Raw genomic sequence first — 24,338 nt, 5'->3', positions numbered from 1 at the left:
GGACTGCCGGCCAAGCTGGGCGTGGCGACCAACACCGGCGCGGTGGGCTGCATGGTCCGTCCGGCGCGCGCCTATGCGGGAGGCCAGGGATGAGCGGCGCGAGCGAGACCGGCCCGATGATCTTCGCGATCCCGTCCAAGGGCCGGCTGAAGGATCAGGTCGAGGAATGGCTGGCCGAATGCGGCTTCCGGCTGGAGATGGCCGGCGGCGCGCGGGGCTATTCGGCGGAGCTTTCCGGCCTGCCGGGCGTGTCGGTGCGGTTGCTCTCGGCCGGCGACATCGCCGCGGGCCTGGACAGCGGCGACCTGCACCTGGGCGTCACCGGCGAGGATTTGCTGCGCGAGCGCGGCGACGACATGGACAGCCGGGTCATGCTGCTGCGGGCCTTGGGGTTTGGCCGCGCCGACCTGGTGGTGACCGCGCCCAAGAGCTGGCTCGACGTCGAGACCATGGCCGATGTCGACGCCGTCGGCCACGCCCATCTGGCCCGCACGGGCCGGCGGCTGCGGGTGGCGACCAAGTACGTGACCCAGACGCGCGCCTTCTTCGCCCGTCACGGGGTGGCCGACTACCGGATCGTCGAGAGCAGCGGCGCCACCGAGGGCGCGCCGGCGGCGGGGGCGGCCGAGCTGGTGGTCGACATCACCACCACCGGCGCGACCCTGGCGGCAAACGGGCTGAAGATCCTGTCGGACGGCGTGATCCTGAAGAGCCAGGCCCAGCTGACCGCCTCGAGGATCGCGACCTGGTCGGAGGGGCAGCTGGACGCCCTGCGTCGGCTGTTGTCGGTGGTCGAGGCCAAGGGGCGCGCGGCCAAGCTCGCCACCCTGGTCTGGCCGGCCGAGCAGGACGGCGCGGCCCAGGCGGCGGTGGCGCCGTTCGTGGCGCGCGGCGGCTCGCGCCGGGCCAATGGCGCGCTGCTGGCGACCGGCGACCTGTTCGACGCCGCCGCCGCCCTGGCCGCCGCGGGGGTCGAGCCGGTGACGGTCTCGCGCCCGGACTACGTCTTCGAGTCGCGCTCGGCGGTGCTGGATCGCTTCGTCGAGACCTTGGCCTCGACGTAACGATCGCACTTTTGACGATTCTGTCAAAAATAACGACGGAATCCGGGGGTAAATTCGACCAGCGGGTCCAATCTACGGCTCGCCCGTCAAAATTTTGGCGAGTCCTTTGCGAAAACGGGTTTTGTCGCGTTGACACCGTCACGAATTTGACGTTTCTTGACACTGCAAGGAAGAAACGAGCCCGTCAGAGAGCTCCCTTCCTTCGGCGTTTCGGGGAGGAAACGCCCGCCTAGATCGAATGATCGAGAAAATAGCCAGCCCGTCGCGATTATCCCCCGCGGCGGGTTTGGTGTATCTGGGCCTTGGTTTAGAATTTTGACGCAGTTGTCAAAATAATGAGCGCGCCGCTTTGGCCGGCGGGAGGGAGCGCCAGCCGAGCGCCTCGACGGCGCCGTGGTCAAGCTTGCGTGCGAACGCACGCGCCTTGACAAATCCGCGTTCCGTGAGATCGTGAGCGCACCCCCGACATCGTCGGGCTTCCAGACCGTCTTCTTTCTAGCGGACGGCCCTCTTCGGGAAGGCGACATCGGCCCGCGAAGGCTGAAAACGATGCGAGGGCGCGCCGACAGGTCGAGAGACGGGCGCGCCCTTTGCCTGTCTCGCGCGGGCGCAAGAATTTGGCGTGGGCCGGGGCCGGCACTGGATTTCCACGCACGATCCGCCCTATATCGCCGCCATGTCCGGTAAAACCCTTTACGACAAGATCTGGGACGCCCACGTCGTCAGCGAAACCGACGGCGAGGCGATCCTCTATATCGATCTGCACCTGATCCACGAGGTGACGAGCCCGCAGGCCTTCGCCGGTCTTCGCGCCGCCCATCGGCCGGTGCGCCGTCCCGACCGCACCCTGGCGGTGGCCGACCACAACATCCCGACCGAGGGACAAGGCCTGGGCGTCGCGGCGGTCAAAGACGACGAGGCGCGGCTTCAGCTCCAGACCCTGGCGCGCAACGTCGCCGACGCGGGCATCGAGTTCTTCCCGATGGGCGATCCGCGCAACGGCATCGTGCACGTGGTCGGGCCCGAGCAGGGGCGCACCCAGCCGGGCATGACCATCGTCTGCGGCGACAGCCACACCTCGACTCACGGGGCCTTCGGGGCCCTGGCCCACGGCATCGGCACGTCCGAGGTCGAGCACGTGCTGGCCACCCAGACCCTGCGCCAGCGCAAGGCCCGGAACATGCTGGTGCGCGTCGACGGCCAGCTCGGCCCCGGCGTCACCGCCAAGGACATCGCGCTCGCCGTGATCGGCGAGATCGGCACGGCTGGCGGCACCGGCTATGTCATCGAGTTCGCCGGCGAGGCGGTGCGGTCGCTGTCGATGGAGGGCCGCATGACCCTCTGCAACCTGACCATCGAGGGCGGCGCCAAGGCCGGCCTGGTGGCCCCGGACGACAAGACCTTCGCCTACATTCAGGGCAAGCCGGCGGCGCCGAAGGGCGCGGCCTGGGATATGGCGCTGAGCCACTGGAAGACCTTCTTCACCGACGCGGACGCCGTCTTCGACCGCACCGTGGTGATCGATGGCTCGGCCCTGGTCCCGATGGTCACCTGGGGCACCAGCCCCGAGGACGTCGTGCCGGTCACCGGCGCCGTGCCGGATCCGGAGAGCTTCGCCACCCCCGACAAGCGCGCGGCCGCCCATCGGGCGCTGGACTATATGGGGCTGACCGCCGGCCAGCCGATCTCGGAGGCCCGCATCGACCGCGTCTTTATCGGCTCATGCACCAACAGCCGCATCGAGGACATGCGCGCCGCGGCCGCCGTGGTGCAGGAGGCCTTCCTGCACGGGCGCCTCGTGGCGCCGCACGTCAAGGCGATGGTGGTGCCCGGCTCGGGCCTCGTGAAGGAACAGGCCGAGGCCGAGGGCCTCGACGCCATCTTCAAGGCGGCCGGCTTCGACTGGCGGGAGCCGGGCTGCTCGATGTGCCTGGCCATGAACCCCGACAAGCTGGCCCCGGGCGAGCGCTGCGCCTCGACCAGCAACCGCAATTTCGAGGGCCGTCAGGGCCGCGGCGGCCGCACCCACCTGGTCTCGCCGGCCATGGCGGCGGCGGCGGCAATCGCGGGCCATCTGGTCGACGTCCGGACCTTCCTGCAGGAGACCGCCTGATGCGCGCCTTCACCCGTCTCGATGGCCGCGCGGCGCCGCTGGAGCTGGCCAATATCGACACCGACCAGATCATCCCCAAGCAGTTCCTGAAGACCGTGGAGCGCGAGGGGCTGGCCAAGGGTCTGTTCTACGACTTCCGCTTCGACGCCGAGGGGAACGAGATCGGCGATTTCGTGCTGAACAAGCCCGAGTACAAGGGCGCCAGCGTGCTGATCGCCGGCGACAACTTCGGCTGCGGCAGCTCGCGCGAGCACGCGCCGTGGGCGCTGATGGACTTCGGGATCCTGTGCGTGATCTCGACCAGCTTCGCCGACATCTTCTTCAACAACTGCTTCAGCAACGGCCTGCTGCCGGTGGTGGTCCAGCCCGACGAACTGGCGGTGCTGATGGACGAGGCCAAGGGCGGCAACCACATGGTCAGCGTCGACCTGGAGGCCCAGACCGTGGTCTCGCCGTCGGGCAAGGTCTTCCGGTTCGAGATCGATCCCGTGCGCAAGGAGAAGATGCTCAAGGGTCTCGACGCGATCGGCGAGACGATGCAGCACGCCGCCGACATCGACCTCTTCGAAAGCAAGCGCGCGATCGGCCAGCCCTGGCTGGAGGCTTAGTTCAACAATAGCTTGTCATCCCGGCCGCAGCGAAGCGGAGAGCCGAGACCCAGGGGCGGCGCCCACGGCGCTTTGTCACCCCCCTGGGTCCCGGACAGCCTCTGCGAGGCTTCCGGGATGACAAGCAGTTTTGGCCTGGGGCGACCGAGATGACCCTGATCCTCGCCGGTTCGATCCGCATCGCGCCCGAGCGCCTCGCTGACCTGCGGCCGCATCTGGCGGCCCAGGTGGCCGGCAGCCGCGCCGAGCCCGGCTGCTTGGCCTATGCGCTCAGCGAGGATCCGCTGGACCCCGGCCTGATCCGGGTGTTCGAGCACTTCACCGACGCCGCGGCGCTGGAATTCCACCGCGCCAGCGCGCACATGGCGGCCTGGCGGGCGGCGTGCGCCGCGCTCGGCGTCCATGAGCGGCGCATGGCTTCCTTCGACGTTTCCGACTATCGCGAGATCTAAGATGGCGACTCTTCTGCTCCTGCCCGGCGACGGCATCGGCCCCGAGGTCTGCGCGGAGGTGCGCCGCGTGGCCGCCGCGCTTACCCCCGACCTCGAGATCCAGGAAGCCCCGTATGGCGGCGCCAGCTACGACGCGCACGGCACGCCGCTGCTGGACGAGGTGCGCGACCAGGCCATCGCCAGCGACGCGGTGCTGATGGGCGCGGTGGGCGGACCCCAGTGGGCCAGCGCGCCCCGTCACCTGCGCCCCGAGGCGGGCCTCTTGAACCTGCGCAAGGCCATGGACGTCTTCGCCAACCTGCGCCCGGCCTATTGTTTCGAGGCCCTGGCCGGCGCCTCCAGCCTGAAGCCGGAGCTGGTCTCGGGCCTGGACATCATGTTCGTGCGCGAGCTGGTCGGCGGGGTCTATTTCGGCCAGCCGCGCGGCGTCGAGGACCTGCCCGACGGCCAGAAGAGAGGCTTCGACACCCAGGTCTACACGACGAGCGAGATCGAGCGCGTCGGGCGGGTAGCCTTCGAGATGGCGCGCGGCCGCCGCAACAAGGTCCACTCGGCCGAGAAGTCGAACGTCATGGAGTCGGGCCTGCTGTGGAAGCAGGTGATCACCGAGCTCCACGCCCGCGAATATCCCGACGTCGAGCTCGAGCACATTCTCGCCGACAACTGCGCGATGCAGCTGGTCCGCGCGCCCAAGCAGTTCGACGTCATCGTGACCGACAACCTGTTCGGCGACATTCTGTCGGACGCGGCGGCCATGCTGACCGGGTCCCTGGGCATGCTGCCGTCGGCGGCGATCGGCGATCCCGGCAAGCCGGGCCTCTACGAGCCGATCCACGGCTCGGCGCCGGACATCGCGGGGAAGGGCCTGGCCAATCCGCTGGCCGCCATCCTGTCGTTCGAGATGGCCCTGCGCTGGTCGCTGAAGCAGCCCGAGGCCGCCGACGCCCTGCTGGCCGCGGTCAAGGCGGCGCTCGACAACGGCGCCCGGACGCGGGATCTCGGCGGCGCGCTGACCACGCGCGAGATGGGCGACGCGGTGCTGGCGGAGCTCTAGGTTTTCCCTTCCCCATCGAGGGGGAAGGGGGCGGAAATGGCCTTTCCCAACGCGCGTTCGAGGCCCTAACCTCGTCCCAACGACAAGCGTTGGGAGGCGCGCCGATGATCCCTGGCCTGATGCAGACGACGCCGCTGATGATCAGCGGCATCCTGACCTATGCCGCCCAGGCCCACGGCGCCCGCGAGATCGTCTCGCGGCTGATCGACGAGCCGGTCTGGCGCTACGACTATGCCGGCCTCGCCCGGCGCGCCGCCCAGCTGGCCCATGCGCTCAAGCGCCTGGGCGTCAAGGCCGGCGACCGGGTCACGTCGCTCGCCTGGAACACCCACCGGCACCTGGAGCTGTTCTACGCCGTCCCCGGGATCGGCGCGGTGCTGCACACCGCCAATCCCCGGCTGTTCGACGAGCAGATCGTCTACACGATCAATCACGCCGAGAGCGGCGTGCTGTTCTTCGACCGCAACTTCCTGCCGCTGGTCGAGCGGATCGCCGCCCAGCTGACCACGGTGAAGACCTTCGTCATGCTGTCTGACGCCGAGCGGACCGAGCGCGGGAGCATCGGCGCGGCGTCCTACGAGACTCTGATCGCCGACGAGCTGGAGGCCTATCCTTGGCCGAGCTTCGACGAGAACGCCGGCGCCTTCCTCTGCTACACCTCGGGCACCACGGGCGATCCCAAGGGCGTGCTCTATTCGCACCGGGCGGTGGTGCTGCACGCCATGGCCGGGGGGCTGAACAGCGCCTTCGGCTTCACCGCCTTCGACGTGGTGATGCCGTGCTCCAGCCTCTATCACGCCACCGCCTGGGGCCTGCCGTTCAGCGCCCCGATCTGCGGGGCCAAGCTCGTCTTGCCGGCCGACAAGATGGACGGGGCGTCGCTGCACCAGCTGATCGAGGGCGAGGGCGTGACCTTCACCGGCGGCGTGCCGACTATCTGGACGATGTATCTGGACTGGCTGGAGCGGAACGGCCAGGCGCCGACCGCCTTGAAGCGCGTCGTCATCGGCGGCAGCGCCGTGCCGCGCGCCATGGCCGAGGCGTTCAAGCGCCGCTACGACGTCCAGACCCTGCAGATCTGGGGCATGACCGAGACCTGCCCGATCGGCGTGGTCTCCACCCCGACCCCGTCCCTGGCCGCCCTGGGCGAGGCGGCGATGGACGAGGCGATCTGGACCCGCCAGGGCCGGCTGCAGTTCGGCATCGAGCTGAAGGTCGAGACCGAGACCGGGGCCGAGGCGCCCTGGGACGGCGAGACCTCCGGCGCGCTCTTGGTGCGCGGGCCCTGGGTGGTGCGGCGCTATTTCCGCAAGGACGAGGACGCGGCGCGTCCCGACGGCTGGTTCGACACCGGCGACATCGCCACGCTGGACGCCCACGGCTTCATGCGCATCACCGATCGCCAGAAGGACGTGATCAAGTCGGGCGGCGAGTGGATCAGCTCGATAGACCTGGAGAACATCGCCGTCGGCTGTCCCGGCGTGAAGATCGCCGCGGTGATCGGCGTGCCGCATCCCAAGTGGGAGGAGCGGCCGCTGCTGGTCATCGAGCCGCACGACGGCGTCGAGGTCGGCAAGGACGCGGTGCTGGCGTTCCTGGCCCCGCGCATCGTCAAGTGGTGGACCCCCGACGACGTGGTCTTCGCCCGGGTGCCGCTGACCGCCACCGGCAAGATCGACAAGAAGGTCCTGCGCGAGGCCTGGCGCGGCCATCTGATGGGATGATCGAAGCGCTTCAGGGCATATTTCAAAGAAACTTGACTCCAAAATTAAAAATATTAAGTTCGAGATCAAGAAAATGGATCTCGACCGATGACCCGCGCGACCGCTGACTGGCAGGACCTGACCCGATTGACCGGCGACGAGCCCTTCGTCGTCGAACGGGTGCGGCTGGTGAACAAGGACATCGCCATCGAAGGCGCCTTCGCCCCGCCTCAGCTGGCGGCCCTGACCGCCGAGGACCAGGTGTTCGTCGCCGCCTTCCTGCGCGCCCATGGCTCGATCAAGGAGATGGAGCAGCTGTTCGGCGTCTCCTATCCGACGGTGAAGGCGCGGCTGAACCGCATCGCCGCCAGCCTGGAATTCGTCGACGAGGCGCCGCCGCCGCCCGCGTCCGGGCGCTCGGAGGTGCTGGCGCGCCTGGAGCGGGGCGAGATCTCCGCCGACGAGGCGATCGCCGCGCTTGAGCGGGGAGAGCGGCGATGAGCCTCGTCGGACCCGTCCTGCCGGCCCTCCCGGCGCGTCGCCGCGCGACGGTGCGGCTCTGGCTGCCTTTGACGCCGCTGTGGCTGGTCCTCGCGCCGTTCGCCCTGGTCCTCGCGCCCCTGGCCCTGCTGGTCCCCGCGTGCCGGGGCCTCAATCCCTGTCGCGCCGCCTGGATCGTGGGCGGCGTGCTGCTGGGCCTCTCGGGAACCGAGGTGCAGGTCGACTCCCCCGCGGCGCTGGTCCGCGTCCGCATTCTCTGAAGGAGACACGCCATGAACGCCGATCGCCTGCGTATCCTGAAGATGCTCGCCGACGGCAAGGTCTCGGCCGAGGAGGCCGAGCGCCTGCTGGACGCCCTGGCCGCCGCCCCCGCGCCGGTCGCCGCCGCCACGCCCTCGGCCCCGCCGCGCTATTTCCGGGTGCTGGTCGACGCCGCCGACCAGGACGGCCCCACCAAGGTCAATGTCCGCGTGCCGATGCAGCTGCTGCGGGCGGGCGTGAAGCTCAGCGCCCTGATCCCGCCGGCCGCCCGTGACGAGGTCAACGCGGCCATGGCCCGCCAGGGCCTGCCGTTCGACATCAACCAGCTGAAGCCCGAGAACCTCGACGACCTGGTCGCCAGCCTGGACGACCTGACCGTCGACGTCGACACCGACGACGCCCGCGTGCGGGTGTTCTGCGAATAGGCCGGCCTTTCCGCGCGTTACTCCACGGTCATCTGGGTCTGGGTGACGACGGCGATCAGCTTGCCCCCCTCGTCCTCGATCCGTGTGGTCCAGACGCTGGAGCGGCGGCCGATGTGCAGAGGCGTGGCGACGGCCGCCACGGTCGCGCCGAGCCTGGCCGCGCCGATGAAGTTCGTCTTGCTCTCCAATGTCGTGGTGCGCTTGCCCTCGGGCGTCGACAGGAAGGCGCCGATCGCGCCCAGCGTATCGGCCAGCGCCATGGCCGCGCCGCCGTGCAGGATGCCGCCGGCCGTGCAGAGATCGGGGCGAACGACCAGCCGCCCCTCGACGCGATCGGGCGCGGCGTGGGTCACCGTGACGCCCATCAAGGCGGCGAACGGCAGGAGGTCGAGGTCGAAGACGGGGGTGCTCATGCGGTCATCTGACGCCCGTCTTCCCGCGCGATGCAAGCGTCAGCGGACCGGCTCAACGCGCTAAAAGTAAGGCTGCTCTAGCGTTGCGTCTTGATGGCCTCTCGCGACGGCTGTCGGCCCCGCGGGCGCGAGATCCTCATCCTTAGCGTGTCGAAGCACGTCCTCGGGCCGGCGCCGCCGGACCCGGGGGGACGAGGATTTCCATCCGGACCACGCCCGACGCGAGCACAGCCCAAAGCAAAAGGGCCGCCGGTCTCCCGGCGGCCCGCGTCGCGTCCTGGAAGACGGACTTACCAGATCTTCACGCGGTCTTCCGGCGCGACGTACAGCTTGTCGCCCGGCTTGACGTCGAAGGCGGCGTACCAGCCCGGCTGGTTCCGGATGGTGCCGTTGACGCGGTAGTAGGCCGGCGAGTGCGGGTCGCTGGCGATCTGCTGCTTCAGGGCGTCGTCGCGCGACTTCTGACGCCACACCTGAGCCCAGCCCAGATAGACGCGCTGGTCGCCGGTGAAGCCGTCCAGCACCGGCGAGGGCTTGCCGTGCAGCGAGACGTGATAGGCCTCGAGCGCGAAGGTCAGGCCCGACATGTCGCCGATGTTCTCGCCCATGGTCAGGCCGCCCTGGACGTGCACGCCCGGGAACGGCTCGAACGCCGAGTACTGGGCGCCCAGCTTGTCGGTCTGAGCCTTGAACTTGGCGGCGTCTTCCGCCGTCCACCAGTCGCGCAGCACGCCGTCGCCGTCGGACTTGCGGCCCTGGTCGTCGAAGCCGTGGCCGATCTCGTGGCCGATCACGCCGCCGATGCCGCCGTAGTTGATGGCCGGGTCGGCGTCCGGATGGAAGAACGGCGCCTGCAGGATGGCGGCCGGGAACACGATCTCGTTGTTGACCGAGTTGTAGTAGGCGTTGACCGTCTGCGGAGTCATGCCCCACTCGGTCTTGTCGACCGGCTGGTTCAGGCGGGCCACGTCGCGGCGGTATTCGACGGCGCTGGCGCGCATGGCGTTGCCGTAGGCGTCGTTATCCTTGACCTCCAGCTTGGAATAGTCGCGCCACTTGTCGGGATAGCCGATCTTGACGGTGAACTTGGCCAGCTTTTCCTGCGCCTTGGCCTTGGTCTCCGGGCCCATCCAGTCGGACGCGGCGATGCGGTTGCCCAGGGTGGTGCGGATGTCGCCGACCAGGGCGACCATCTTGGCCTTCGACTCCGGCGGGAAGTAGGCGGCGACATATTCCTTGCCGACGGCCTCGCCCAGCATGGCGTTGACCACCCCGACGCCGCGCTTCCAGCGCGGGCGCTGTTCGGGCTGGCCGGCCAGGGTCTTGCTGCGGAACTCGAAGTTGGCGTCGGCGAAGCGCTTCGACAGCATCGGCGCGGCGCCGTCGATGATCTTGAAGGCCTGCCAGGCCTTCAGGGTCTCGATCGGGGTGTCGGCGTAGATCCTGGCGTACTTCGGGAACGAGGTGTTGGTCGTGACGATGATGCGGTCGACCTTCGGCAGTTCCGTGCCGACCAGATAGCGGTTCCAGTCGTAGCCCGGGGTCAGGGCCTGCAGCTCGGCCAGGGTGGCCGGGTTGTAGGTCTTGTCGCGGTCGCGGCGCTCGATGCGGCTCCAGGAGGCCTGGGCCAGCTGGGTCTCGAACTCGACCACGGCCTTGGCGCTCTCGGCCGGCTTTTCCCAGCCGCCGAGGGTCAGCATCTTCTCGACATAGGCCAGGTACGCGGCCTTCTTATCGGCGAACTTGGCGTCGATATAGTAGTCGCGGTCGGGCAGCGAGGTGCCGCCGGTCGAGGCGTAGACGGCGTAGGCCTTGGGGTTCTTGGCGTCGGCGCCGATGTTCACGCCCATGATCGTGGAATAGGGCGTGGTCGCGGCCTTGCCCATCAGGGCGGTGAACTCGTCCTTGGTCTTGACCTTCTTGACGCCGTCCAGCCACGGCTGGATCGGCTTGGCGTCGAGCTTCTCGATCGTCGCCTCGTCCATGAAGGCGCGATAGGCGGCGCCGATCTTGGCCTTCTCGCCGGTGGCGGTCTTGTCGGCCGCGGCGCCTTCGATGATCGCCTTGGTGCGCGCTTCCGACAGCTCGGCCAGCTTGTCGAAATTGCCGTAGCGGGCGCGGTCCGACGGGATCACCGTGCGGGCGTCCCAGGCGCCGTTGGCGAACTTGTAGAAGTCGTCGCCCGGCTTGACCGTGGTGTCCATGCCGGAGATGTCGAAGCCCCAGGTCCCGTACTTGGGCGACTCCAGGGAGGTGACGTCGCCGGCGCCTTCGGCGATCGCCGGCAGCAGCGACTGCATCACGCAAGCATCGTCGATGCAGGGGTGTTGTTCGTGGGCCTGGGCGCCGAAGGCGGACAGGGAAAGCGCGGCGACGGCGGCGGCGCCGAACCAAACTCGTTTCATGGAAATCGCATCCGTTGGAGTGAGCCGGCGGCAATCTGCAACGGCGCGAAAATTTGTCTCCCTTAAAAAAAGTTCATGTAACCCATTTTTTGACTCAATGATGACGATGTCCGGCGGCGGACGAGGCTTGCGCGGCCTGGGGCGGGGCGAGCCGAACCTCCAGCGCCACCGCCGCGCGACGGCCGTTGTCGAAGATCAGGGTCATGGGGACTTTTTGCCCCACGGTTTGGGCGGCCTTGAGGTTCAGAAGCATCAAGTGCAGACCGCCCGGGGCGAAGGCGACCTCGCCGCCGGGCGGGACGACGACGCCGTCGTCCACGCGGCGCATGCTCATGACTCCCCCCGCCATCGACGACTGGTGGATTTCGACGACGCCCGCCGCGGGGCTTTCGACGCCTTTCAGCGTCACCGGCGTCTTGCCGCCGTTGACCAGGGTCATGAAGCCCACGCCGTTCATCCCCGCCTGGGCCGGACGGCTCCAGGCCTGGCGGACGGTCACGCCGGCGAGCTTGGCGTCGGCGGCCTGGGCGGCGGGGGCGGACAGGGCGGCGGTCAGGGCGAAGGCGATCGCGAGGGGGCGGATCATGGGACGCTCCTAATGATGATGCGCGGCGGGCGCCGCGTCGGCGGGGGTCAGGATGACGGTCGGGGCCGGACGCGCCAGCTTCTCGTCCGGCTTGGCCGGATCGGCGAGCTCCGTCCAGCGGCTTTCGCCCTTTTCGCAGGTCTGGACCACCGGGAAGACGAGGCGATCGCCCGTGGCGGGCAGCTTCATCAGCACGGCGAAGTCGTCGAAGGCCTCGTCGGGCAAGCGGCCGGTGAAGGTGATGGCGGTCGGCGGGGCCTTGGGATCGGCCGGCCGTTCCAGGGCGTAGGTCCAGCCCGTCTTCGGCTGCGGCCGGGCCGAGGCGACGCCGGCCGGAATCTCGATCCGCAGCCGGGTGGTCACGTCGCCCGCCGCGCAGGCATGGCCCACGCGGAAGGCGACGACGGCGTAGGACCCGGCCTTGGCCGTGTCGGGAACGGCCACAACATGGGCGGCGGCGCTCGTGCAGAGCGCCGCGGCGGTAACGAGCGCGAGCAACGGAACTTTCATCGCATCCTCCCTCAGAAGCTGACCATGACGCCGCCGAAGACCGACCGGCCGTCGCCCGGCCAGAGCGTCGCGGTGGCCGGGGTCCAGGCCACGGCGGCCTGGGTGTTGGAGACATAGGCCTTGTCGAACAGGTTCCGGCCGTCGACGAACAGCGAGACCTTGTCGCTGACCTTCCAGCCGGCGTTCAGGTTCACGATCGCGTAGGCCGGCGCCTTCCGGCTGTTGACGTAGTCGATCCACGGGTCGGTCATCGACCATTCGAGCGAGGGGGTCACGAACCAGCCGCGCGCCGCGTCGTAGCGGACCTCGGCGCGATAGACGCTCTTGGGCACGATCGGCAGGCGGTTGTCGCCGTACTTGATGTCGCCCTTGAAGCGGAAGTCCGAGAAGGTCCAGGTCTGGCGCACGCGCCAACGCGGCGCCACCGCCCAGTCCAGCGCCGCCTCGATCCCCTGGTGCATCGTCTTGTCGGCGTTGAAGGTGGCGGCCGGGATGTTGACGCTGTTGTCGATCGCGTACTGCAGCATCTCGTGCGTCAGCTCGGCGCGATAGAGCGTCAGGTCGTAGGTGAAGGGGCCGCGACGTCCCCGGGCGCCGATCTCGCCCGTCCAGGCCTCCTGGGCCTTCACCGGCGCGAAGCCGACATTGGTCGGGGTCATCGAGCCGAAGTTCGGCGGCTCGACCGAGCGGGTCAGGTTGGCGAAGACCTGGTCGCCGGCCTCGTTCCGCCAGAGCAGGCCCACGCGCGGCGAGATCCAGTCGTAGGTCTTGGCGGCCTTCAGGTCGAAGGTGCCTTTCACGCCCGGCACGGCGACGCTGGTATAGTCGCGCTCGGCCTGGCCCCAGGTGGCGCCGGCGACGAGGGCGACCTGGTTCGTGACGAACAGCCGGCCCTCGCCGAACACGTCGATGGCCTTGGCGTTCTGATACGAGATCGACTGCGGCGCGCCGCGCGCCCCGCGATTGTTCAGATAGAAGTGCGAGTCCAGATCGCCCTGGCGGTACCAGGCGCCGAAGAAGGCGTCGGCGCGCTTGCCGCCCAGCTCGCCGTCCCAGTCGAAGCGGCCGAAGGCGCCGTAGTTACGGCTCTTCTGGTCGATGACCTGGAAGATCGGGTGGTCCAGATCCTTCCAGACGCCATAGACCGCGCCCTGGAAGACCAGCTGGTCGTTCAGGCGCCAGGTCGTCTGGAGCGAGCCGCGCACGCCGCGCTGGTTGCGGCCCTGATCGCCGTTGGCGCTGGCGACGGCGGTCTGGCGCGGATTGGCCTGGAACTGCGCCAGCGTCAGGGCGCCGGGGATTTCCTGGTTGATGTTCGAGCCGTTGATGACCAGGCGCGCCTCGCGGTCCTGGCCGAAGGACCGTCCGATGTTCAGGCTGCCGAACTGGATGTTCTGCTGGCTCTGCGAGCGCCAGCCCTGGCCGGTCTGGTTGGTGGCGGCCGCATAGACGTCCCACGCGCCGGATTGGCGGGCGAAAGCGACGTGCTCGCGCAGCAGGCCGAAGGACCCGCCGTCGACGCGGACCTGGTTGGAAAAGCCGGCGTCCCGGCCGGTGGGCGTGACCATGTTGATCGCCCCCCCCAGCAGCGCGCCGCCGAAACGCAACGCGTTGCCGCCGCGATAGACCTCGGCGTAGCGAGTGTTCAGCGGATCGGCGACCTGGCTGTCGCCATAGCCGTCGGCCTCGTTCAGCGGCACGCCGTCCTGGGCGATCAGCAGGCCCCGATTGTGATTGGCGTTGCCGATGCCCGAGCCTCGGATCGAGATGCGGATATCGCCGCCCCACTTGCGCTGGGCGTAGACGCCCGGGGCGTCGCGCAGCATGTCGTCGAGGGCCAGGGCCTGACGATTGATGTAGGATTCCTGGGAGATCACCGAGACCGCGCCGGGCGTCTCCGACAGGCGCTTGCGGGCGGCGGCGACGACCGGCGGATCTTCCGGATTGGGACGGGCGGTGACGATGACCGAGGAGACCTGGGCGTCGTCCTCGGCATGGGCGTGGCTACACAGGGCGGCGAGCGCGGCGGCGCCCAGCAGGACGCGGCGGAACGTAATCATGGAACTTGAATCCTGAAGGCGTGACGAGGCGCGCGGCGTCTTCAACGCGGCGCGGCGGAAAAGGTCAGGCGTTCAGGGAAATGGGCGGGCCCTGGCCGGGCGGACGCGGCGGCGCGCGGGCGTGACCGCGCACGCCGAGCACGCGCTCGACCGGGGTCTCGACATATTCGGCGTACTGGACGGGCGCGACGCTGGGCGCGGGCGACGTCAGGGTCACGGCCAGGGTCGGGGCGGCGCAGTCCGAGCACTTCAGGCCCATGAAGCCCTTGGCCGGGGCCGTGCGGACCGTGCCGTCCTTTTCGAGGATGACGACCTTGGAGCCCTCGGCCGAGCAGATGACGATCGCCGAGCCGCTCTCGCGCTGGTCGTGGGCCATGGCGGCCGCGGGCGTCAGGCCCTGGACGAACACGGCCAGCATCGCCGCGAGCGCGGCGAGCAAGACTCGGAGCTGTCCGGGGCGGGCGATCATCACGCGGGTGACTAGGCGGCGACGCTTGGGCGGTCAATCGGGCGCGCGGCGCGCCAAACCCTTAAGGTGAGCGCGATCAGGCGCTCGTCTTTCGCGGCTCCGGCGCGGGCGCCGTCCCGCCGCGCCGCTGAAGGAGGCCGCGCACGGCGTCGACGACCTGCCCGCCGGTCACGGGCTTGCTCAGGTATTGCGCGCCGCGCCAGCGGGGCGGCAGAACGCGCCGGTCATAGCCGGTGACGAAGACGAACGGCACGCCCAGACGCTCGAGCGTGGCGGCGACGGCGTACGACGGGCCGTCGCCGAGATTGATGTCGATCAGGGCCAGGGTGGGGCGCGCGCGATCCAGCTCCGACAGGGCCTGATCCTCGTGACCGCGGCAGCGGACGGCGTAGCCCGCGTCCTCGAGCGCGACCTTGAGGGTGTTGGCTTGCAGGAAACAATCCTCGACCACCAGGATCGTGGCGCGGGGGGAGCCGTTCGCGACGTCGTTTCGGTCGCGCGCGCCGACATAGCGCTCGCCTTGGCAGACGATCACGTCGAGCGCGCGGGGCTGGCTGACGAGCAGGGCCTCGGCGCGGCGCAGGGCGGCGTTGTCATCCGCCAGGCGCGCGACCGTGACGGTGGGGCGCGAGGCGTCGTCGAGGCGGAGATGAAACTGATAGCTGGGCATGGCGCTTCCCGTTGTGTCAGGCGGGAGCATGGACCTTGGCCACTCTCTCAGCCGCCGACGCCCAGGATGTGTCAGGCCGACGATGACGCGAGGCTAGCCCCTTCTCGTCCACGGCGCGAGCGTGGCCGGGGGAACGAATTGTTACAGGCGCGGTCGAGCGTTAAATGCAACGGCCACGCTTGCTAATCCCGGGCGAAGGTCCATATTCAACCAATCTGGTTGAAATGGTGGATGCGCGGCATGCCGCACGCCAAGATCCTGTCGCCCGCGCAATGTCGCGGCGCGCGCGGCCTTCTGAACTGGTCGCAAGGCGAGCTGGCCGACAAGGCCGGCGTGTCGCGGAGCACGGTCAAGGACTTCGAGACCGAGCGCCACGCGCTGCACAGCGGCACCGAAAGGCTTCTGATCGAGGCGATCGAGGCGGGCGGGGTCATTCTGATCGCCTCGGCGGAGTTCGGGGCGGGCGTTCGGCTGAGACGGGCCGGGTAGGAGCAACAACGACGAAGGAGGGCGCGTGGCGCACGAGGTTTCCCCCGCGGACTACAAGGATGTGGTCCTGTTCCTGGCGACCGCGGGCGTCGTCGCGCCGATCTTCAAGCGCCTGAAGATCAATCCGATCCTGGGCTTCCTGCTGGCCGGGGTGATCCTGGGTCCGTTCGGCCTGGGCCGGTTCATTCCCGTCGCGCCCTGGCTGAACCACGTCACCGTCGACAAGCCCGACGAGATCGCCCAACTGGCCGAGTTCGGCGTCGTCTTCCTGCTGTTCATGATCGGGCTGGAGCTCTCTTGGGAACGCCTGCGGCTGATGCGGCGGCTGGTGTTCGGCCTGGGCGCGATTCAGGTGGTCGGCAGCTCGCTGGTCATCGGCGTGGCGGCCATGCTGCTGGGCCAGCCGCCGGTGGCGGCCCTGGCCATCGGCGCGGCCCTGGCCCTGTCGTCGACCGCCATCGCCGTGCCGGTGATGGCCGAGACCAAGCGCCTGCACGCCGAGGGCGGGCGCGCCACCTTCGCCGTGCTGCTGTTCCAGGACCTGGCCGTGGCGCCGATCCTGATCACCCTGGCGATCCTGGGACGCGGCGACGGGTCGTTCAAGCTGGGCGATCTGGTGGCCCTGGGCCCGGCGGTGATCGGCCTGGCGGTGATCGTCCTGTTCGGACGCCTGGCCCTGCGGCCGATGATGAAGTCGGTGGCCAAGGCCAAGAGCGAAGAGATGTTCATGGCCGCCTGCCTGCTGGTGATCCTGGGCGCGGGCCTGGTCGCGGCGCTGTCGGGCCTGTCCATGGGCCTCGGGGCCTTCGTGGCGGGCGTGCTGCTGGCCGAGACCGAGTATCGCCACGAGGTCGAGGTCAAGATCGAGCCGTTCAAGGGCCTGCTGCTCAGCCTGTTCTTCGTCTCGCTGGGCATTCGCCTGGACCTGTCCCTGCTGATCGCCCAGCCGCTGATGGTGCTGGGCTCGGCGCTCGGCCTGCTGGCCGCCAAGGGCCTGATCGTGTTCGGCGCGGGACGGATGCTGGGCCTGGGCGCCAGGCCGGCGATCGAGAGCGCCCTCACCCTGGCGGCGGGCGGCGAGTTCGCCTTCGTCATTCTCGACAACGCCATGGGCGCCGGCGTCGTGCCTCGACCGGTGGGGCAGGCGGTGCTGGTCGGCGCGACCCTGACCATGTTCCTGATCCCGGCCCTGACCGGCCTGGGCGGAAGACTGGCGCGCAAGAAGGCGGCGCCGGTGGCCGAAGCGCCGGCGGGCGCCGTCGACGCCGCCGAAACGGCCGGCCAGGTGCTGGTCGTCGGCTATGGCCGGGTCGGCAAGCTGGTCGCGGACATGCTGCGGCGGCACGACCTGCCCTGGCTGTCGGTCGAGCGCGACGCCCGCCTGGTCGAGCAGGGCCGGCGCGATGGCGGGCGCATCTACTATGGCGACGCCTCGCGGCTGGAGCTGCTGGAGCGCTGCGGCCTGGCCTCGGCCAAGGCGGTGGTCGTGACCATGGACTCGCCCGAGGCGGCCGAGGCGGTGGTCGCCGCCGCGCGCGGGGCGCGGCCGGACGTGCCGATCGTCGTCCGCGCCCGCGACGCCCGCCACGCCGCGCGGCTCTACGAACTGGGCGCCACCGACGCCGTGCCCGAGACCATCGAGGCCAGCCTGCAGCTGTCCGAGGCGGTGCTGGTCGATATCGGCGTGCCGATGGGCCTCGTCATCGCCTCGGTCCACGAGCGCCGAGACGAATACCGCAAGGCGCTGAACCGGCCGGACGCCCTGGGCGGGCGCCGGCGGCGGCTCAGGGACGCGAGCCTGCGGGAGGCTTGACGGCGATGAACAGATCCTGGCCGCCGGAATAGGCGCTGGGCGGCAGCCAGCAGCCGAAGGCGACCCCGTTGGGCAGATCGAGACCCGCCGCCGCCGTCGCCGCCTTTAACGCCGAGAGCGGATGAGCGATGGCGCGTTCGGGCGAGCGGGGGTCCACGACCCAGGCCCCGTCCTTCCAGGGCTTGAACCGCATCGGCGACCGACCCGCCTCGATCCGGGCCACCCGCTCCTCGGTCAGGGCGAAGGCGGTGAACAGGAAGCGGCCGCCGGGCTTCAGCGACCGGGCGGCTTCGCGGAGATAGTGCGCGATCGAGTCCAGTCGCATGTGGCTGAACACCGAGGTGGCCATGGCGATGTCGATCTCGCCGTCCGCCGTCGGAAACACGAACGCGGTCTCGGCGACGGCGCCCGAGGCGCGATACTCCCGGTTCCGGACGTCGGCGTGCACGAAGCGGAAGTCCGGACGCGCGCGGCCCAGGCGCTGGCGGCAGGCGCGGATCGCCGCGCGCGAGACGTCGAAGCCGACATAGCCGCCGTTGGCCCCCAACACATAGACGAGCGGCGCGGCCATCCGTCCCGCGCCGCAGCCGATATCGAGAACGCGGCTGCTCGGCGTCAGGCCGGCATAGCGGGTCAACAGGTCGAGATTGTGCCGGCCCGCCGCGGCGAAATCGCCACCGCCGACATTATGTAGGGTCTGCCAGGGCTCGTCGCGGCGGTCCGGATCGCGCAGGCGCTCGGGCAGGCTCGCGAGGTCCAGGACCGCGCCCGACGCCGCGCGGCGCACGGCGGGAGGCAGAAGGCTCGCCGCGCTCTTAAGTATGGACTTCATAAGGACGCTCACCGGGCCGAGCGGATGCCGACTCAACCTCTAGAGGATTGGCGCTCGCGGCCAAGCTGTCCATCCCCTTTAAGGGGCAACCAATGGGAGACGTGACGATGACGGACATGGCCGCTTACTGGGACCGCGCCGGGCGGGTCTGGGTCGAGCAGCAGGCCCTGCTGGACCGGATCTACGCGCCGGTGGCGCGGGCGGTGGTCGAGGCCGCCGACCTTCGCGCGGGCCAGGCAGTGCTGGACGTCGGCTGCGGCTCGGGCGCCACGACCTTCGCCGCGGCCTGGCGCACCGGACCGGAGGGGCGCGCGATCGGCGTCGACATCTCTCCGGCCCTGGTCGAGCTGGCCCGGCGGCGGGCGGGCGAGGACGGCCTGGAGGGCGTCGCCTTCGAATTGGCCGACGCCCAGACCGCGACCTTCGCCACGCCGTTCGACGCGATCGTCTCGCGGTTCGGCGTGATGTTCTTTCCCGATCCGGTCGCGGCCTTCGCCAATCTCCGGCGCGCGGTGAGGCCCGGCGGTCGCCTGGCCTTCGCCTGCTGGCGGAAGCCCGAGGACAATCCGCTGTCCCTGATCCCGCTGGCGGCGGCAGCGCCGTTCCTGTCGACGCCGCTCAAGTACGAGAATGACGCGCCGGGTCGCTTCGGCTTCGCCGACCCCGACCGCGTGCGGCGGATCCTGGCCGAGGCGGGCTGGCGGAAGATCGAGATCGCGCCGCTCGACACCGCCATGCCCGGGACCTTCGAGGACCTGATGACGCTGAGCGTGCGGGTCGGCCCGCTGAACCCGGCCCTGGCGGGCGTCGACGAGGCGCGGCGGGCCAAGGTCCACGCGGCCGTGGCCGAGGCCCTGGCGCCTTACGTCGAAAATGGCGCGGCGAGCCTGGACGCGGCCTGCTGGCTGGTGACGGCCGAGGGCTGAGAAGCTTCCGCGCCGGCTTGTCATCCCGTGGTCCTGGTTTATAACTGACTAGTCAGTTATTTTTGGTGAGCGACATGGAAGGGGGCGCGCCCAAGTGGCGGCGACGCAGCGAGGCGAGGCCGGGCGAGATCGTCCAGGCGGCGCTGGAGGTGTTCGCCGAGAAAGGCTTCGCGGCCGCGAAGCTGGACGAGATCGCCGCCAAGGCCGGCATCTCGAAGGGGGCGCTCTATCTCTATTTCGAGACCAAGGAGGACATCTTCCGCGCCGTGGTGCGCGAGGCGGTCGTCCCCAATCTGGATTTCGTCGAGGCCATGCTGGCGCAGGCCGCCGTCCCCTTTCCCGATCTGTTGCGGATGGCCTTCGCGCGGATCGGTCAGGTGATCGAGACCTCGAGGATGGGCGCGGTGGCCAAGCTGGTGGTCGGCGAGTCGCGCAACTTCCCGGAGCTCGCGCGCGTCTGGCACGACGAGGTCGTCAGTCGGGCGCTGGGCGCGCTGACCCAGGCCCTGGCCGCGGCGCAGGCGCGGGGCGAGGTCCGGCCGGGCGATCCGCGCCTGCAGGCTTTCAGCGTCATGGGGCCGATCCTGATGGGCGTGATCTGGCGCGAGACCTTCGCGCCGGTCGGGGCTCCGACGATCGACCTGCCGGCCCTCATCGCCCAGCACCGCGAAATCATCCTGGCGGGCCTGGCGCCGCCGACGGAGCCCCTGTCATGAAACCGGCCGTTCGTATCGTCATCGTCGTGGTGGCGGTGGGTCTTGTCGGCTTTCTGGGCTGGCGGCTGCTCGGCCCCGACGCCCGTCGGCCGCATCGGCTGTCGGGCTATGTCGAGGGCGAGACCCTCTATGTCGCGGCGTCGAGCGCGGGGCCGGTCTCGACCCTGGCCGTCGGTCGCGGCGACCGGGTCAAGGCGGGCCAGCCGCTGTTCGCCCTGGACGCCGCCCAGCTGACCGCCGCCCGCGATCAAGCCCAGGCGCAAGTCGCCCTCGCCGAAGCCCAGCTGCGCGACGCGCGGAAGGGCCAGCGCCCGCAGGAGCTGGCGGTCTATGACGCCGAGCGCAACGCCGCCGAGGCCCAGGCGCGTCAGGCCAAGGCCGACTACGATCGCATCGCGCCGCTGGTGGCCAAGGGCATCTACGCTCCGGCGCGACTGGATCAGGCCAAGGCGGCGCTGGACACCGCCCGCGCCGACGCGCTCACCGTCGCGCGACGGCGGTCGGTCGGCGCCCTGGGCGCGCGACCGGACGCGGTCGGGGCCGCCCAGGCGGCGGTCGCCTCGGCCCGCGAGGCCCTGGCCGCCGCGCAAAGCCGGCTGGACCAGATCAGTCCGCGCGCGCCCGCCGACGCCCGGGTGCAGGACGTATTCTACCAGGCCGGCGAGTGGGTCGCCGCCAACCAGCCGGTCGTGGCGCTGCTGGCCGACGACCGCGTCCGGCTGCGGTTCTTCGTCCCCGAGGCCGAGGTCGCGCGATATCGGGTCGGCCAGGCCATCCGCTTCTCGTGCGACGGCTGCGGGGCCGAGCGTTCGGCCCGGATCAACTATGTCAGTCCCCGGTCGGAATTCACCCCGCCGGTGATCTACAGCCGCGAGGCGCGCCAGCGGCTGGTGTTCCTGGTCGAGGCCCGCCCCGAGCCGACCGCCAGCGCCAAGCTCGCTCCGGGCCAGCCCGTCGACATCGTCCCGCTGGAGGCGGGGCGGTGAGCGCCCTGGCGGTCGACGTCCGGGGGCTGAACAAGTCGTTCGGTCCCCGCCATGTGGTTCAGGACGTCTCGATCCAGGTGGAAAGGGGCCGGATCACCGGCTTTCTCGGCCCCAACGGCTCGGGCAAGACCACCACCTTGCGCATGCTCTGCGGCCTCCTGACCCCCGACAGCGGCGAGGGCGCGGTGCTGGGCCTCGACTTTCGCCGCGACGCCGAGGCGGTCAAGCGCCAGACCGGCTACATGACTCAGAAGTTCTCGCTCTACGAGGACCTGTCGATCGAGGAGAATCTCGACTTCGTGGCGCGGGTTCATGAGCTGGACCGCCGCCGCCAGCGGGTGCGCGAGAGCCTGGAGCGTCTGGGCCTGACCGCGCGCAGGAAGCAGCTGGCCGGCAGCCTGTCGGGCGGCTGGAAGCAGCGGCTGGCCCTGGCCGCCAGCGTGCTGCACGCGCCCAAGCTGCTGCTGCTCGACGAGCCGACCGCCGGCGTCGATCCCAAGGCGCGGCGCGAGTTCTGGGACGAGATTCACGCCCTGTCCGCCGAGGGCCTGACCGTGATGGTCTCGACCCACTACATGGACGAGGCCGAGCGCTGTCACGACATCGCCTACATCGCCTACGGCCGGCTGATGGCGCGGGGCACGGCCGAGGCGGTGATCGCCCAGAGCGGCCTGATCACCTTCCGCGCCGAGGGCCAGACCGCCGACGGGACCGGCGCCGACCGCCTGGCGGGCGCGCTGGCCGGCCGGCCCGGCGTGATCATGGCCGCGCCGTTCGGGGCCGCCCTGCATGTCAGCGGCGTCGATCGCGCGGCCCTGGAGGCGGCCATCGCGCCGTATCGCCAGCCGACGCTGCGCTGGACCGAAGTGCAGCCGACGCTGGAGGACGTCTTCATCCGGTTGATGGGCCAGTCCTCGGACAATTTCCAATGAGGGGGCTGTCGGGCGCGCGGATCCTGGCCGTGCTGATCAAGGAGTTCATCCAGCTGACCCGCGATCGGCTGACCTACGCCATGATCCTGATCCTGCCGATCGGCCAGCTGCTGCTGTTCGGCTATGCGATCAACAACGACCCGCGCGATCTGCCGACCGCGGTGCTGGCCCAGGACCAGGGTCCGATGGCGCGCTCGACGCTCGCGGCGCTGGTCAACAGCGGCTATTTCAAGATCGTCCGCACCGCGGCCTCGCCCCGGGAGCTGGACGAGGCGGTGGCGCGCGGCGAGGTCCAGTTCGCGCTGACCATCCCGGCCGACTTCACGCGGCGCGTCGTGCGCGGCGACCAGGCCCAGATCCTCGTCGAGGCCGACGCCTCGGACCCCGCCGCCACCGGCGGGGCGATCTCGGCCCTGGCCAGTCTCCCGCGCGTGGCGCTGTCGCGCGACTTGGTCGGTCCCGTCGCCGCCCGGGCCGGCGCTTCCGATCCGTTCGAGGTGGTGATCCATCGCCGCTACAATCCCGAGGCCATCACCGCCTACAACATCGTGCCCGGCCTGCTGGGCGTGATCCTGTCGATGACCCTGGTGATGATGACCGCCCTGGGCGTGACGCGGGAATATGAGCGCGGGACGATGGAAAGCCTGCTGGCCACGCCGGCTCGGCCGATCGAGGTGATGATCGGCAAGCTGGCGCCCTATGTGGCGGTCGGTCTCGTTCAGACGGTGGTGATCCTGGTGCTGGCCAAGGCGCTGTTCGCGGTGCCGATGGCCGGAGGCTGGCTGGCGCTGGCGCTCGGCGTTCTGCTCTTCATCGTCGGCTCCCTGGCCTTGGGCTTTCTGATCTCGACCGTGGCCAGGACCCAGCTGCAGGCCATGCAGATGTCGTTCTTCTACATGATGCCGTCGATCCTGCTCTCGGGGTTCATGTTCCCGTTCAGGGGCATGCCCGCCTGGGCTCAGGTCCTGGGCTCGGTGATACCGGTCACGCACTTCCTGAGGGTGGTGCGCGGCGCGCTGCTGAAGGGTCTGGACACGGCGCAGCTCTGGCCAAGTCTAGCGGCGCTGGGTCTGTTCGTGATCGCGATCGCGGGTCTGGCCATGGCCCGTTACCGGACGACTCTGGACTAGGACGATCGCGCGGGGCGCCGACCAAACACCTCGCGCGCCAAGCGAAAAGGCGTGGATTTTCGCCGACGCCCTTCGAATGCTTGACCATTTCCTGGGTCAAGCTCTTGCGCGCGAACGGTTCACGTGCGAACCCAGCGGAGCTGACGCTTATCTTCCGTGGATGTCGGCGGGCACGCTCGGAAGTCGATTCTGAGGGGCGGTCTTGTTTTGTTTTCCTGAGCAAAGGGCAGGGGGCGAAACCTGACGAGTGTGTCTTTGCTGACACTTTCCCGTGGCGTTCGCCTTGGTATAACGATGCTCGGTCGGTAACCGGCCTGGGCAGGGCAATAGAGGGCTCTTCAACGATGAAACTCAACCTCCTGGCGGGAGCTGCTCTGGCCGCGGTGTTCGCCGCGTCGGGCGTTTCGGCCCAAGAGACCGGCTGGTACGGCGCGGTCGATCTTGGCTATCACTGGCCGCAAAGCCTGAAGACCGAGTCGGACGGCAACGCGCCGGACGGCGCCACCTATCACTGGGCCTGGAAGTCGAAGAACGACTGGACCGGCTTCGTGCGTCTTGGCTACCAATTCACCCCGCACTGGCGCGCTGAAGTCGAGGGCGGCTATCGCCCCGGCGATCTGCAAGGCGCCCACGGCAACGCCGTTCGCGCTCAGCCCGTCGCGCTCTGCACCCCGGGCGTGACCCGCTCGTCCACCGCGGCCGTCTGCGGTTCGCCGGACGGTTCGATCGACAGCTGGACCCTGATGGCGAACGTTCTGTACGACTTCGCCCCGGATTCCTGGCTGAACCCGTACCTGGGCGCTGGCGTCGGCATCAATCGCCTGAACGTCAAGGCCCTGGGTCAGTTCAGCGGCGTGGGCGCGGTCACCGCGACCAACAGCGCCATCCAGAACCTCAGCGTCGACGACAACGACATGGCCGTCGCCTGGCAAGCCATCGCCGGCGCGTCGATCAAGGCCACCGAAAAGCTGAAGATCGACTTCACCTACCGCTACATCACCGGCACCGACCACACGTTCCAGTCGTCGGGTTCTGGCCTGCTGCAGCCGGGTTCGTGGACCGGCCAGTATCGCGACCAGTCGGTGACCGTGGGTCTCCGCTACTCGTTCGCGGCTCCGCCGCCCCCGCCGCCCCCGCCGCGGCCACCTCCAGCGCCACCCCCTCCGGCTACTCCGCCGCCGCCTCCTCCGCCACCGCCACCGCCATTAGCCGCGTCGACA

At 69.7% G+C, this 24,338-nt stretch carries 26 protein-coding genes and 1 pseudogene; 19 read left to right on the top strand and 8 right to left on the bottom strand.

The features are described 5' to 3' along the window. From Q0V34_RS17655 to Q0V34_RS17605, 11 genes and pseudogenes are all read left to right on the top strand, one after another. A partial coding sequence (locus tag Q0V34_RS17655) for a hypothetical protein (RefSeq protein ID WP_297514614.1) occupies positions 1-93 on the top strand: 93 nt, incomplete at its 5' end. Further along, entirely contained in the window at positions 90-1,064 is a 975-nt protein-coding gene (gene hisG / locus Q0V34_RS17650; protein ID WP_297514608.1) for an ATP phosphoribosyltransferase, read from the top strand. The genes Q0V34_RS17655 and hisG, both read left to right, overlap by 4 nt. Before the next feature lie 676 nt (positions 1,065-1,740). Further along, positions 1,741-3,177 carry a 3-isopropylmalate dehydratase large subunit gene (gene leuC, locus Q0V34_RS17645; protein WP_297514605.1) on the top strand — a complete coding sequence of 479 codons (1,437 nt, stop codon included), beginning with the start codon at positions 1,741-1,743 and terminating at the stop codon, positions 3,175-3,177. Next, positions 3,177-3,785 (top strand): 3-isopropylmalate dehydratase small subunit, encoded by a 609-nt coding sequence (leuD, locus tag Q0V34_RS17640; protein ID WP_297514602.1) that lies wholly within the window; start codon positions 3,177-3,179, stop codon positions 3,783-3,785. Before leuC ends, leuD begins: the two co-directional genes overlap by 1 nt. 7 nt (positions 3,786-3,792) lie before the next feature. Beyond that, a pseudogene (locus Q0V34_RS17635) lies at positions 3,793-3,919 on the top strand (hypothetical protein); the annotation flags it as partial. 15 nt (positions 3,920-3,934) lie between these two features. Next, positions 3,935-4,237, top strand: coding sequence for a putative quinol monooxygenase (locus Q0V34_RS17630; protein ID WP_297514599.1), 303 nt, complete (start codon positions 3,935-3,937; stop codon positions 4,235-4,237). Between the two features lies 1 nt (position 4,238). Beyond that, complete coding sequence (gene leuB, locus Q0V34_RS17625; protein ID WP_297514596.1) at positions 4,239-5,291, top strand: 3-isopropylmalate dehydrogenase; 1,053 nt, start codon at positions 4,239-4,241, stop codon at positions 5,289-5,291. Between the two features lie 104 nt (positions 5,292-5,395). Next, positions 5,396-7,015: a long-chain fatty acid--CoA ligase gene (locus Q0V34_RS17620; RefSeq protein ID WP_297514593.1), complete on the top strand. Its 1,620-nt coding sequence runs from the start codon at positions 5,396-5,398 to the stop codon at positions 7,013-7,015. 87 nt (positions 7,016-7,102) lie between these two features. After that, entirely contained in the window at positions 7,103-7,495 is a 393-nt protein-coding gene (locus tag Q0V34_RS17615; protein WP_297514590.1) for a DUF2089 domain-containing protein, read from the top strand. Beyond that, positions 7,492-7,755, top strand: coding sequence for a hypothetical protein (locus tag Q0V34_RS17610; RefSeq protein WP_297514587.1), 264 nt, complete (start codon positions 7,492-7,494; stop codon positions 7,753-7,755). Before Q0V34_RS17615 ends, Q0V34_RS17610 begins: the two co-directional genes overlap by 4 nt. A gap of 12 nt (positions 7,756-7,767) precedes the next feature. Continuing rightward, positions 7,768-8,181 carry a hypothetical protein gene (locus Q0V34_RS17605; RefSeq protein WP_297514584.1) on the top strand — a complete coding sequence of 138 codons (414 nt, stop codon included), beginning with the start codon at positions 7,768-7,770 and terminating at the stop codon, positions 8,179-8,181. A gap of 17 nt (positions 8,182-8,198) precedes the next feature. Here Q0V34_RS17605 and Q0V34_RS17600 read toward each other — a convergent pair whose 3' ends face one another. The 7 genes from Q0V34_RS17600 to Q0V34_RS17570 form a co-directional block, all read right to left on the bottom strand. After that, positions 8,199-8,594, bottom strand: coding sequence for a PaaI family thioesterase (locus Q0V34_RS17600; protein ID WP_297514582.1), 396 nt, complete (start codon positions 8,592-8,594; stop codon positions 8,199-8,201). Between the two features lie 290 nt (positions 8,595-8,884). Continuing rightward, positions 8,885-10,999, bottom strand: coding sequence for a M13 family metallopeptidase (locus Q0V34_RS17595; protein ID WP_297514580.1), 2,115 nt, complete (start codon positions 10,997-10,999; stop codon positions 8,885-8,887). Positions 11,000-11,093: 94 nt separating this feature from the next. Next, positions 11,094-11,585 (bottom strand): copper chaperone PCu(A)C, encoded by a 492-nt coding sequence (locus Q0V34_RS17590; RefSeq protein WP_297514577.1) that lies wholly within the window; start codon positions 11,583-11,585, stop codon positions 11,094-11,096. A 9-nt stretch (positions 11,586-11,594) separates the two neighbouring features. After that, positions 11,595-12,095 carry a YcnI family protein gene (locus Q0V34_RS17585; protein ID WP_297514574.1) on the bottom strand — a complete coding sequence of 167 codons (501 nt, stop codon included), beginning with the start codon at positions 12,093-12,095 and terminating at the stop codon, positions 11,595-11,597. Positions 12,096-12,106: 11 nt separating this feature from the next. After that, positions 12,107-14,155 carry a TonB-dependent receptor gene (locus tag Q0V34_RS17580; RefSeq protein WP_297514571.1) on the bottom strand — a complete coding sequence of 683 codons (2,049 nt, stop codon included), beginning with the start codon at positions 14,153-14,155 and terminating at the stop codon, positions 12,107-12,109. Between the two features lie 64 nt (positions 14,156-14,219). Further along, positions 14,220-14,594 (bottom strand): DUF2946 family protein, encoded by a 375-nt coding sequence (locus Q0V34_RS17575; protein WP_297514567.1) that lies wholly within the window; start codon positions 14,592-14,594, stop codon positions 14,220-14,222. A 106-nt stretch (positions 14,595-14,700) separates the two neighbouring features. Continuing rightward, complete coding sequence (locus Q0V34_RS17570; protein WP_297514565.1) at positions 14,701-15,294, bottom strand: response regulator; 594 nt, start codon at positions 15,292-15,294, stop codon at positions 14,701-14,703. Between the two features lie 240 nt (positions 15,295-15,534). Here Q0V34_RS17570 and Q0V34_RS17565 point away from each other — a divergent pair, with 240 nt between their 5' ends. Both Q0V34_RS17565 and Q0V34_RS17560 read left to right on the top strand, forming a co-directional pair. Further along, a complete protein-coding gene (locus Q0V34_RS17565) occupies positions 15,535-15,783 on the top strand; it encodes a helix-turn-helix domain-containing protein (protein WP_297514563.1) in 249 nt (82 codons plus the stop codon). Positions 15,784-15,808: 25 nt separating this feature from the next. Beyond that, positions 15,809-17,596, top strand: a complete 1,788-nt coding sequence (locus Q0V34_RS17560) for a cation:proton antiporter (RefSeq protein WP_297514560.1) — start codon at positions 15,809-15,811, stop codon at positions 17,594-17,596. On the opposite strand, the gene Q0V34_RS17555 is transcribed toward Q0V34_RS17560, so the two are convergent. Next, positions 17,568-18,428, bottom strand: coding sequence for a class I SAM-dependent methyltransferase (locus tag Q0V34_RS17555; protein WP_297514557.1), 861 nt, complete (start codon positions 18,426-18,428; stop codon positions 17,568-17,570). The genes Q0V34_RS17560 and Q0V34_RS17555 overlap by 29 nt on opposite strands. Before the next feature lie 107 nt (positions 18,429-18,535). On the opposite strand from Q0V34_RS17555, the gene Q0V34_RS17550 reads away from it, so the two are divergent. The 6 genes from Q0V34_RS17550 to Q0V34_RS17525 form a co-directional block, all read left to right on the top strand. Further along, entirely contained in the window at positions 18,536-19,354 is an 819-nt protein-coding gene (locus Q0V34_RS17550) for a class I SAM-dependent methyltransferase (RefSeq protein ID WP_297514552.1), read from the top strand. Positions 19,355-19,428: 74 nt separating this feature from the next. Further along, a complete protein-coding gene (locus Q0V34_RS17545; protein WP_297514611.1) occupies positions 19,429-20,070 on the top strand; it encodes a TetR/AcrR family transcriptional regulator in 642 nt (213 codons plus the stop codon). Beyond that, positions 20,067-21,056: an HlyD family efflux transporter periplasmic adaptor subunit gene (locus Q0V34_RS17540; protein WP_297514550.1), complete on the top strand. Its 990-nt coding sequence runs from the start codon at positions 20,067-20,069 to the stop codon at positions 21,054-21,056. Before Q0V34_RS17545 ends, Q0V34_RS17540 begins: the two co-directional genes overlap by 4 nt. Beyond that, positions 21,053-21,988 (top strand): ABC transporter ATP-binding protein, encoded by a 936-nt coding sequence (locus Q0V34_RS17535; RefSeq protein ID WP_297514548.1) that lies wholly within the window; start codon positions 21,053-21,055, stop codon positions 21,986-21,988. The genes Q0V34_RS17540 and Q0V34_RS17535 overlap by 4 nt, the downstream gene beginning before the upstream one ends. Then, the gene (locus Q0V34_RS17530; protein ID WP_297514545.1) at positions 21,985-23,118 is read left to right on the top strand and encodes an ABC transporter permease; all 1,134 of its coding nucleotides are present in this window, start codon (positions 21,985-21,987) and stop codon (positions 23,116-23,118) included. Before Q0V34_RS17535 ends, Q0V34_RS17530 begins: the two co-directional genes overlap by 4 nt. Positions 23,119-23,462: 344 nt before the next feature. Further along, positions 23,463-24,338 (top strand): outer membrane protein (locus tag Q0V34_RS17525; protein WP_297514542.1); only part of this gene is annotated, 876 nt, incomplete at its 3' end.

The sequence above is a fragment of the uncultured Caulobacter sp. genome, from assembly GCF_947036865.1.
GTDB lineage: Bacteria > Pseudomonadota > Alphaproteobacteria > Caulobacterales > Caulobacteraceae > Caulobacter.
The sequence above is the reverse complement of the archived record's forward strand: the minus strand, read 5'-3'. Positions and strand labels throughout refer to the sequence as shown.

Bases quoted from the DNA above. Each gene is read 5' to 3' on its own strand.
- Q0V34_RS17615 (WP_297514590.1), top strand. From the start codon at position 7,103: ATGACCCGCGCGACCGCTGACTGGCAGGACCTGACCCGATTGACCGGC.
- Q0V34_RS17595 (WP_297514580.1), bottom strand. From the start codon at position 10,999: ATGAAACGAGTTTGGTTCGGCGCCGCCGCCGTCGCCGCGCTTTCCCTG.
- Q0V34_RS17550 (WP_297514552.1), top strand. From the start codon at position 18,536: ATGACGGACATGGCCGCTTACTGGGACCGCGCCGGGCGGGTCTGGGTC.
- hisG (WP_297514608.1), top strand. From the start codon at position 90: ATGAGCGGCGCGAGCGAGACCGGCCCGATGATCTTCGCGATCCCGTCC.
- Q0V34_RS17540 (WP_297514550.1), top strand. From the start codon at position 20,067: ATGAAACCGGCCGTTCGTATCGTCATCGTCGTGGTGGCGGTGGGTCTT.
- leuD (WP_297514602.1), top strand. From the start codon at position 3,177: ATGCGCGCCTTCACCCGTCTCGATGGCCGCGCGGCGCCGCTGGAGCTG.
- leuC (WP_297514605.1), top strand. From the start codon at position 1,741: ATGTCCGGTAAAACCCTTTACGACAAGATCTGGGACGCCCACGTCGTC.
- Q0V34_RS17630 (WP_297514599.1), top strand. From the start codon at position 3,935: ATGACCCTGATCCTCGCCGGTTCGATCCGCATCGCGCCCGAGCGCCTC.
- Q0V34_RS17565 (WP_297514563.1), top strand. From the start codon at position 15,535: ATGCCGCACGCCAAGATCCTGTCGCCCGCGCAATGTCGCGGCGCGCGC.
- Q0V34_RS17620 (WP_297514593.1), top strand. From the start codon at position 5,396: ATGATCCCTGGCCTGATGCAGACGACGCCGCTGATGATCAGCGGCATC.
- Q0V34_RS17555 (WP_297514557.1), bottom strand. From the start codon at position 18,428: ATGAAGTCCATACTTAAGAGCGCGGCGAGCCTTCTGCCTCCCGCCGTG.
- Q0V34_RS17610 (WP_297514587.1), top strand. From the start codon at position 7,492: ATGAGCCTCGTCGGACCCGTCCTGCCGGCCCTCCCGGCGCGTCGCCGC.
- Q0V34_RS17590 (WP_297514577.1), bottom strand. From the start codon at position 11,585: ATGATCCGCCCCCTCGCGATCGCCTTCGCCCTGACCGCCGCCCTGTCC.
- leuB (WP_297514596.1), top strand. From the start codon at position 4,239: ATGGCGACTCTTCTGCTCCTGCCCGGCGACGGCATCGGCCCCGAGGTC.
- Q0V34_RS17585 (WP_297514574.1), bottom strand. From the start codon at position 12,095: ATGAAAGTTCCGTTGCTCGCGCTCGTTACCGCCGCGGCGCTCTGCACG.
- Q0V34_RS17570 (WP_297514565.1), bottom strand. From the start codon at position 15,294: ATGCCCAGCTATCAGTTTCATCTCCGCCTCGACGACGCCTCGCGCCCC.
- Q0V34_RS17530 (WP_297514545.1), top strand. From the start codon at position 21,985: ATGAGGGGGCTGTCGGGCGCGCGGATCCTGGCCGTGCTGATCAAGGAG.
- Q0V34_RS17545 (WP_297514611.1), top strand. From the start codon at position 19,429: ATGGAAGGGGGCGCGCCCAAGTGGCGGCGACGCAGCGAGGCGAGGCCG.
- Q0V34_RS17605 (WP_297514584.1), top strand. From the start codon at position 7,768: ATGAACGCCGATCGCCTGCGTATCCTGAAGATGCTCGCCGACGGCAAG.
- Q0V34_RS17580 (WP_297514571.1), bottom strand. From the start codon at position 14,155: ATGATTACGTTCCGCCGCGTCCTGCTGGGCGCCGCCGCGCTCGCCGCC.
- Q0V34_RS17600 (WP_297514582.1), bottom strand. From the start codon at position 8,594: ATGAGCACCCCCGTCTTCGACCTCGACCTCCTGCCGTTCGCCGCCTTG.